The organism is Pseudonocardia wallangbongensis (assembly GCF_054486945.1).
Window position 1 is genome coordinate 111,100 of the sequence record NZ_JBRERS010000011.1, and the last position, 7,689, is coordinate 118,788.

Sequence of the window (7,689 nt, forward strand, 5' to 3'; positions counted from 1 at the left end):
CAGTCATCGGTAAGACACCGATGAGCGCATCAAGACATCTATAAGACAGTACACATGGTTCTGTTGTTCTTTAGTCCGACTCATAGTTCACTGATCTGCGTCGTCACAGCCCATCACCGATGAGGGGGCAATTCACCGTGAGTACGTGGCCCTGGGGGCGGTCGACCGCCGTACGCATCGTCGTGACCGCCACCGGCATCGACGGCTCCGTCAGCCGCTGGTACCCGGAGATACGGCAGGGGCAGGGGGCCCAGACGATCGCGCTTCCCGCCTACACGCGGAGTGTCACGATCGAGCGGCCCCGCCGCGTCCGGGTCCACCTCGGACAGCTCCGAGCCGCTCAGCGGCCCCGATGAACGACACCCTCGCCCTGATCGTCGCGCTCCTCCGGGACAACCCGGCAAGGATGGAGAAGCTCCTCGCCGAGCACGTCGACGACGGCACCGGCCACTGCCGCCGCTGCACCCTCCCCGGCCAGCGTGGGTTCGAGTCCTGGCCGTGCCTGCACCACACCGCCGCCACCCTCGCGCGGCGCCCGGCAGACGGATGAACTGTCGGTGCCCGTCCGTAGCGTCCCACCCATGCCGGATGGTCCCGATCAGCCCGGCTCGCCGAGTGGAGCCGTCGCGCAGCCGCACGACGCGTTGTTCAAGTTCGTGTTCGGCAAGCCCGTGCACGCGGCCTCGGAACTCCGCGCGGTCCTCCCCACGGCGCTGATCGACCGGCTGGATCTGGCGAACCTGCACCCGGTCAACGGCAGCTTCATCGACGAGGAACTCCACAACCGGCACTGCGACGTGCTCATGCGCACCCGCCTGGACGGCCGCCCGGCCTACGTCTACGTGCTGATCGAACACCAGAGCAGCCCGGACCCGATGATGCCCCTGCGGATGCTGCGCTATCTGATGCGGATCTGGGACCGCCACCTGGAACAGCACCCCAAGACCAGACGACTTCCGATGATCATTCCGCTGGTGGTCTACCAGGGCCCGCGACCCTGGACCCACCCCGCCGAGCTGAGCGAGCTGCTCTACCTCGACCCGCAGACCCGCGACCTGGCCTGCGAGTTCCTGCCACGGTTCCGATTCCTGCTCGACGACCTCACGAAGCTGGACCAGCCGGCGTTGCGGGCCCGCCCTGTCACCGCCCCGGTCCGGCTCACCATGCGGCTGCTGCGGATCGTGCCCACCCACACCGGCGACGCCGTCGCCGGGATCGACCCCTACGACCTGGCCGACTTCCGGGACCTGCTGCGGCGTTATCCCGATTGGCCCGAGTTGATGGGCGCCTTGCTGAAGTACATTCAAGTAGCCAGTGAGACACCACCCCACCGGCTCGCCTGGCTGGCGGCGCAGATCGGTCCCGAGGCCGAGGAGGTTTACATGACCACCGCAGACATGCTCCGTGCCGAGGGTGAGGCCAAGGGACTGGCCAAGGGTGAGGCCAAGGGCCGGGCCGAGCATGCGGCCGGAGTGCTCGTTCGACTGCTCACTCGCAAGTTCGGGACGATTCCCGGAGAGGTGTACACGCGGATCGACGCTGCCTCGCTGGAGCAGCTCGACCTCTGGACCGAGCGGGTGCTCGACGCCGCGACGCCTGCTGACGTGTTCCGCTGACCCGTCAGCGCACCTGGCCGTGCTCCCACGCCCACGCGGCGATCTCGACGCGGTTGCGGGCCGAGAGCTTGGTCTGGATGTTCGTGAGGTGCGTCTTCACCGTCGAGAGGGAGACGAACAGCTCCGCGGCGATCTCGGCGTTGGTGCGGCCGCGGGCCACGGCGCGGACGACCTCCAGCTCGCGCGGCGAGAGCGGGTCGGGCAGCTGTGGCGTGCGCGCGACCGGGCGTGCGGCCAGGTGCTCGAGCAGCCGCACCGTGACCGACGGGGAGACGAGCGCGTCGCCCGCCGCCGCGGCGCGCACGGCCTCGACGAGCAGCCGCGGGCCCGCGTCCTTCAGCAGGAAGCCGCACGCCCCCGCGCGGAGCGCGCCGTAGACGTACTCGTCGAGGTCGAACGTCGTGACGACGACGATGCGCGGCGGCTCCGGGTCGGCGGTCAGCACGCGCGTGGCCTCCAGGCCGTCGAGCTGGGGCATCCGGATGTCCATCAGCACGACGTCGGGGCGCAGCTCGCGGGCGAGGGTGACGGCGTCGACGCCCGTGCCGGCCTCGCCCACGACGTCGACGCCCGGCTCGGCGGAGAGGATCAGCCGGAAGCCGGTCCGCACCATCTCCTGGTCGTCGGCGAGCAGTACCCGGATCATCGGGTGCCCCGCAGCGGGAGCCGGGCCGACACCGTCCACACCCCGGGCGCGGTCGGGCCTGCGGCGAGCATGCCGTCCAGCGCGGTCACCCGCTCGCCCATCCCCACGAGGCCGAACCCGCCTCCCGCTCGCGCGCCCACGGGGGCCGTGGGAACGCCGTCGTTGCGCACCGACACCAGCAGGGCCTCCTCGCGGATCCGGACGTCCACCTCGACCGCGGTGACGTGCGGCGCGTGCCGGCGGACGTTGGTGAGAGCTTCCTGCACCACCCGGTAGCCGGTTGCGGCCACCCCCGGTGGAAGCACGGCGTGCTCCAGTCCCGGGTCCCCGGTGAGCCGCACGAGGCGGGCGTCGGGGTCGAACCGATGCACGAGGGTGGTCACCTCGGCCAGCTCCGCGCCGGGGGTGCGGGCGCCCTCGGTGTCCTGCCCGCGCAGGACGCCGACCATCCGCCGCATCGCGGTGAGGGCGTCGGTGCCGGCGGTCTCGATGGCGGCGAGCGCGCGGTCGACGTCGTCCGGGGACGTGCGGGCGACGACGGCGGCGGCCTGGGCGGCCACGACGATGCCCGTGACGTGGTGGGCCACGACGTCGTGCAGCTCGCGGGCGAGCTCCATCCGCTCGGCGGATCGGGTGTCGTCCACCGCGGCGCGCCTGCGGGTGTCGATCTCGCGCAGCACGAGCCCGATCGCAACGGCGCCGCCCCAGCCGAGAGCCGACAGGACGCTGAAATCGCTCCCATCGGGGTCGGGCATCCGCATGATCGGTGAGCCGACGATGGCCACCGCGGCGGCCGCGGTGAGCGCGAGCGCCGGGCGCAGCGGGCGGCGGTGCAGCACCGTGACGACGACGACGGCGAGCGCGAGCTGCTCGGTGAACGCCATCCCCGACATCGGCGTCACCGGGAGCACCGCCGTCCGCACCGTCGCGAACGCCGAGATCGCGACGGACAGGCCGATGGCTGCGGCGGCGGTCGGCACCAGCCGGTCACCCGGCCGCCTGCGCAGCAGCACGACCAGCGGGATGGCCACAGCGGGTACGAGGGTCGCGAGCGAACCGGTGGATGCGGCCATGGCGAGGTCGACCAGCAGCCAGAAGCCGTACGCGGCCAGCTCGGCCACCAGTCCCAGGTGCCGCCGGACCCAGCGGAGCAGGCCGATCACGGCACGAGCCTATGTGCGGACGCCGGTGATCTCCCTCGGCCGGAAGTACGAGCCACCCGTGCGTGGTTCCGCCCTGCGGCCGAGGCGGACGAGCGTGCCGTCCCGGGATCGTGGTCGGCATGGCACAGATGATCGTGGCGTTCCTCGGAACGGCGGCGTGGATCGCCGGGGTGCTCCTCCTCGTGGTGATGGCGGCGGTCCCGTTCCTCGAGCACCTCGCCGACGCGGATCACCGGTGACGGTCGGCCCCCCGGCGCTGCGGGGTATCGGTCTGGAGCACTGGTTCGGTGCCACACCGGTGCTGCGTGGCGCCGGCCTCGTGGTGCACCGCGGCGAGGCCGTGGCCGTGACCGGCCCGTCCGGATCCGGCAAGTCGACCCTCCTGCACTGCCTGGCCGGGATCCTGCGCCCGGACGATGGCGAGGTGTGGCTGGGCGCGGACCGGATCGACGGGTGGTCGGAGGCGCGCCGCACGGCCCTGCGGGGGTCACGCCTTGGCTTCGTGTTCCAGTTCGGGCAGCTCCTACCCGAACTGCCGGCCGTCGAGAACGTGGCGCTGCCGCTGATGCTCGCCGGGGTGCGCCGCGCGACGGCGGTGGCGCGGGCGGCGTCCTGGTTCCCCGCGCTCGGCCTCGACGGGCTCGAGCACCGCAGGCCGGGCCAGCTGTCCGGCGGCCAGGAGCAGCGGGTGGCGATCGCCCGGGCGCTCGTGGCCGAGCCGGACGTCGTGTTCGCCGACGAGCCGACGGGGGCGCTCGACACCGACACGGGGCGCAGGCTGACCGACCTCCTCACCGGGCTCGCCGCGCGCACCGGCATCGGGCTGGTGATCGTCACCCACGACGCCGACGTCGCCGCCCGGTGCCACCGGGTGATCGTCCTGCGGGACGGTCGCACCGACCCGGTGGGTGCTCCCGCGGTCGCGCACGGCGGTCCGCGATGATCGCTTCGACCACGGCCCTGTCCCTACGGCTGCTCCGGCTGGGCGGACGCCGTGCGGCCACGTCGGCGGCCCTGGTCGGGACCGGGATCGCGATCGGCACCGCACTGCTCGCCGTCGCGCTCGGTGCCGTGCACGGCTGGGACGCCCGCGAGGATCGTGCGGGGTGGCGCAGCGGAGACGTCGTGGCCGCCGCGGGCACGCCCGTCGCGCTGGTGCGGACGAGCGTCGACTCGGCGGCCGGCCAGGTCGTGCACCGCGTGGACGTCGCGGCCGTGGTTCCGGACGCACCGGCCCCGCCGGGTCTGCTCCGGATGCCCGCGCCGGGCGAGGTGTGGCTCTCGCCCGCGCTCGGCGCACTGGCCCGCGACCTCCCGCCGGGCGAGCTCGCGGACCGGTTCCCGGCGCCGGTGGGGATCATCGGTGACGACGGCCTGACGGGGCCCGGCGAGCTGGTCGTCGTGGTCGGCCACGTACCGGCGGAGATGCCGGACGCCGTGCCCGTCGCCGGGTTCGACGCGGGCACGCCCGACCTCCTGATGATCTACCGCCAGCTCACGTACGTCGCGGCGGCGCTGCTCGTCTTCCCGGTGGCGAGCCTGCTGGGTGCTTCGGCCCGGTTGACGGCGGCGCGGCGGGCCGAGCGGCTGGCGACGCTGCGCCTGCTGGGCGCGTCCACGGGGCAGGTCACGGTGGCGGCGGTCGCCGAGGTCACGCTGGTCGCCGTAGCCGCGGCGGCGGCGGGTGTCGCGCTCCAATGGACGATTGCGCCCGCCCTCGCCGCGATCGAACTCGGGGGGAGCGCGTGGTTCGCGGCCGACCTGCGTCCCGGACCGGCGACGGCCACCGGGATCGTGGCCGGCGTGTCGGTCCTCGCGATGCTGTCCGCGCTGGGCGGCATGCGCGAGGCCGTGATCGGGCCGCTCGGCGTCGCGCGCCGGCAGCGGGCCGGTTCGGCGCGACTCCTGCGGTTGCTCGGCCTCGCCTGCGGCGTCGTCGTCTTCGCGGCCGCGAACGGTGCGCGTCAGGTGGCGCCCGCAGCGGTCGTCGGGCTCGTCTTCGGCGTCGGTGTCCTCGCGATGTTCGGTGCGGTCTCGCTGATCGGGCCGCTCGTGGTGCGGCTGCTGGGCTCCGGGATGGCGCGCTCCGCGCGCACGCCGGCCGCGCTCCTCGCGGGCCGCAGGCTGCTCGACGACCCGCGCGGTGCCTTCCGGCCGCTCGCCGGTCTCACGCTGGCGGTCTTCGTGGCCGGGTTCCTCGCGCCGCTGACGGCAGCGGTGCCGGAAGCGGCCTACGGGGACGACACGGCCCTGCGCGTCGTCTCGCCGGGACCGGTCGCCGACCTCGAGAGCGCGGTTCGCGAGCGGCTCGCCGAACGCCGGATCGGCGCCGAGGTCGCGCTGGCCGACGTGCACGGGGAGCTGGGCCTCGCCGTCACACCGACGCTCGCCGCCGAGCGAGACGTCGTGCGGACGGCGCTGGCGCCGATCGCGGACGGGCCGGTGCTGACCGAGCGCGAGTCGGATGCCGAGGGCGCGCAGCTCGTGGCCGATCTGCGGACGGGCGCGCTCGTCGTGCTCGTCGGCACGTTCCTCATCGCGGCCACGGCCACCGGCACCACCGCGGCCGCCCGCGTGCTCGACGACCGCCGCACACTGCGTCTGCTCCGACTCGCCGGCACCCCGCTCGCGGTGCTCGACGCCGCCCGCCGGACGGAGACGCTGCGCCCGCTGCTCGTGCTCGGAGCCATCGGGCTCGCGATGGGCCTGCTCTGCGCTTCCCCGTTCGCGGCCGCGACGGGCGTACTGGATCCGTCCGGGCTCGCCGTGCTCGCCGGCACGCTCGCCGGGGGTGTCGGGCTCGTGCTCGCGGCGTCGGCCCTGACCCGGCCGCTGCTACGGACAGTGACGGCCGACGGTGCGCGGGAGGATTGATCAGTCGCGGTCGCGGCGGCTCTCGCCCGCCATCCGGCCGATCGCGAAGAACCACGAGCGGTCGTCCGCGTGGGCCAGATCGGTGAAGAGGGCCTCGGTCTCCGGATGCCCCCGGCCGAGGAGCGCGGCCGCATCGGTGGCGGCCCGCTGGAGCTCGGCGGTGGCGTCCGCCGGCCGCCCGAGGAGCGCGAGGCAGCCCGCCAGGTTCGCGCGCAGGGCGATGACGTGTTCGTGGCGCGGACCGTGCATCTGCTCCGCGTCACCCAACGCCGCGCCGAGAAGGGCGAGCGCCGCCTCGATGTCCCCGAACGCCGCGCGCGCCAGCGCCGCCCCGAGCCGTGAGGTCAAGGTGTCGGAATGGCCCGGACCGAGCGTCCGCGAGCGCTCGGCCGCCACCCGCTCCGAAAGCGCGACCGCCTCGTCGATCCGGCCGACGAGCCGGTAGGCCGTGGCGAGGGCGTCGACGGCCGTCAACGTGCGGGGGTCGGACGGGCCGAACACGCGCGTGCGGTCGGCGACGCTCGCCGACAGCAGATCGAGGCCCTGCTGCCACGCGCCCGCGGTGAAGCAGACCACGCCGAGGTTCCCGGCCACCGCCAGCGTCGTGGGGTCGTCGTGGCCCAGTTCCGCGTCGCAGCCCGACAGCGCCTCCTCGAGCAGATGCACCGCATCTTCGGCGCGTCCCGCATGCCAGAGATCGATGCCGGCGGCGTGGAGCGCGGCGAAATCCCGGGCGGCTTCGCGCGCCCGGCCTGCGCCTCGGCGACTGCGCGTCCACTGCGGCATCCGTCGTCCTCCTCTCCTATGCACCCGATCACGCCCCGAACGTCCGCGCAACGTCGGAGGGTATCCGTTCACCATTCTTCGAAGGGCGTTCGGCGGGATCGGGTATCCGGCCCGGAGACGGCGGACGTTCACCGGTTCTTCGCCATCCCGCCGACCCCGCATCGCCGCCCGCCCTCGTCCCTCCCGTACCGCGTCGCCTTCGATGATCACCGCCGCGGGCCGGCGATCAGGTGCCGGGCCGGCCTGACGAGCGTGCCGCCGGCGGCGTCGAGCCCGCCGTGGCCGGCGGATCGCGGGGGCATCGGCGGCGAAGTCAAGACTGGGTCTCGACGAAGTTGATGAACGTCTGGTAGCGTCCGCATGGCTTCCTCCTATGGGGGAGGTTGCGATCCAAGGTCTGCTGGTTGCTGAAGTGGCGCGACGGGCAGGGGCGGGTTCGCAGGACTGCTGGGTGTGAGTTCACCGCCTGGCTGTGGGTCGCTGCCGCAGGCGCGACGCGCGTGATTTGGTCTGTTTCGCATTTCCTCTCCGATTCGTGGCCTCGTGTCATCGGGCCCGGGTCGTTCCGGTAGTCATCCACCCCGATCCGTGGGAGTTGCAGCTC

Annotated in this window: 7 protein-coding genes; 4 read left to right on the plus strand and 3 right to left on the minus strand. The window is 73.6% G+C overall.

The annotated features are described in order from the left end of the window. Nucleotides 1-352 precede the first annotated feature (352 nt). Nucleotides 353-550 carry a hypothetical protein gene (locus ACU436_RS32250; RefSeq protein WP_459030802.1) on the plus strand — a complete coding sequence of 66 codons (198 nt, stop codon included), beginning with the start codon at nt 353-355 and terminating at the stop codon, nt 548-550. 31 nt (nt 551-581) lie between these two features. Next, the gene (locus ACU436_RS32255; protein ID WP_459030803.1) at nt 582-1,616 is read left to right on the plus strand and encodes an Rpn family recombination-promoting nuclease/putative transposase; all 1,035 of its coding nucleotides are present in this window, start codon (nt 582-584) and stop codon (nt 1,614-1,616) included. A 4-nt stretch (nt 1,617-1,620) separates the two neighbouring features. Here the strand turns inward: ACU436_RS32255 and ACU436_RS32260 are convergent, their stop codons facing one another. Continuing rightward, nucleotides 1,621-2,262, minus strand: a complete 642-nt coding sequence (locus ACU436_RS32260; protein ID WP_459030804.1) for a response regulator — start codon at nt 2,260-2,262, stop codon at nt 1,621-1,623. Then, nucleotides 2,259-3,425: a sensor histidine kinase gene (locus ACU436_RS32265; RefSeq protein WP_459030805.1), complete on the minus strand. Its 1,167-nt coding sequence runs from the start codon at nt 3,423-3,425 to the stop codon at nt 2,259-2,261. Before ACU436_RS32265 ends, ACU436_RS32260 begins: the two co-directional genes overlap by 4 nt. A gap of 235 nt (nt 3,426-3,660) precedes the next feature. Between ACU436_RS32265 and ACU436_RS32270 the strand changes: the two genes are divergently transcribed. Together ACU436_RS32270 and ACU436_RS32275 are read left to right on the plus strand one after the other, a co-directional pair. Next, entirely contained in the window at nt 3,661-4,368 is a 708-nt protein-coding gene (locus tag ACU436_RS32270; RefSeq protein WP_459030806.1) for an ABC transporter ATP-binding protein, read from the plus strand. Continuing rightward, entirely contained in the window at nt 4,365-6,299 is a 1,935-nt protein-coding gene (locus tag ACU436_RS32275) for a hypothetical protein (protein ID WP_459030807.1), read from the plus strand. The genes ACU436_RS32270 and ACU436_RS32275 overlap by 4 nt, the downstream gene beginning before the upstream one ends. Here the strand turns inward: ACU436_RS32275 and ACU436_RS32280 are convergent, their stop codons facing one another. Then, entirely contained in the window at nt 6,300-7,247 is a 948-nt protein-coding gene (locus ACU436_RS32280; protein ID WP_459030808.1) for a tetratricopeptide repeat protein, read from the minus strand. It lies immediately after the preceding gene. Nucleotides 7,248-7,689 lie beyond the last annotated feature (442 nt).

Excerpts from the sequence above, each read along its gene's own strand:
- ACU436_RS32255 (WP_459030803.1), top strand. The coding sequence starts at position 582 with ATGCCGGATGGTCCCGATCAGCCCGGCTCGCCGAGTGGAGCCGTCGCG.
- ACU436_RS32260 (WP_459030804.1), bottom strand. The coding sequence starts at position 2,262 with ATGATCCGGGTACTGCTCGCCGACGACCAGGAGATGGTGCGGACCGGC.
- ACU436_RS32275 (WP_459030807.1), top strand. The coding sequence starts at position 4,365 with ATGATCGCTTCGACCACGGCCCTGTCCCTACGGCTGCTCCGGCTGGGC.
- ACU436_RS32280 (WP_459030808.1), bottom strand. The coding sequence starts at position 7,247 with ATGCGGGGTCGGCGGGATGGCGAAGAACCGGTGAACGTCCGCCGTCTC.
- ACU436_RS32250 (WP_459030802.1), top strand. The coding sequence starts at position 353 with ATGAACGACACCCTCGCCCTGATCGTCGCGCTCCTCCGGGACAACCCG.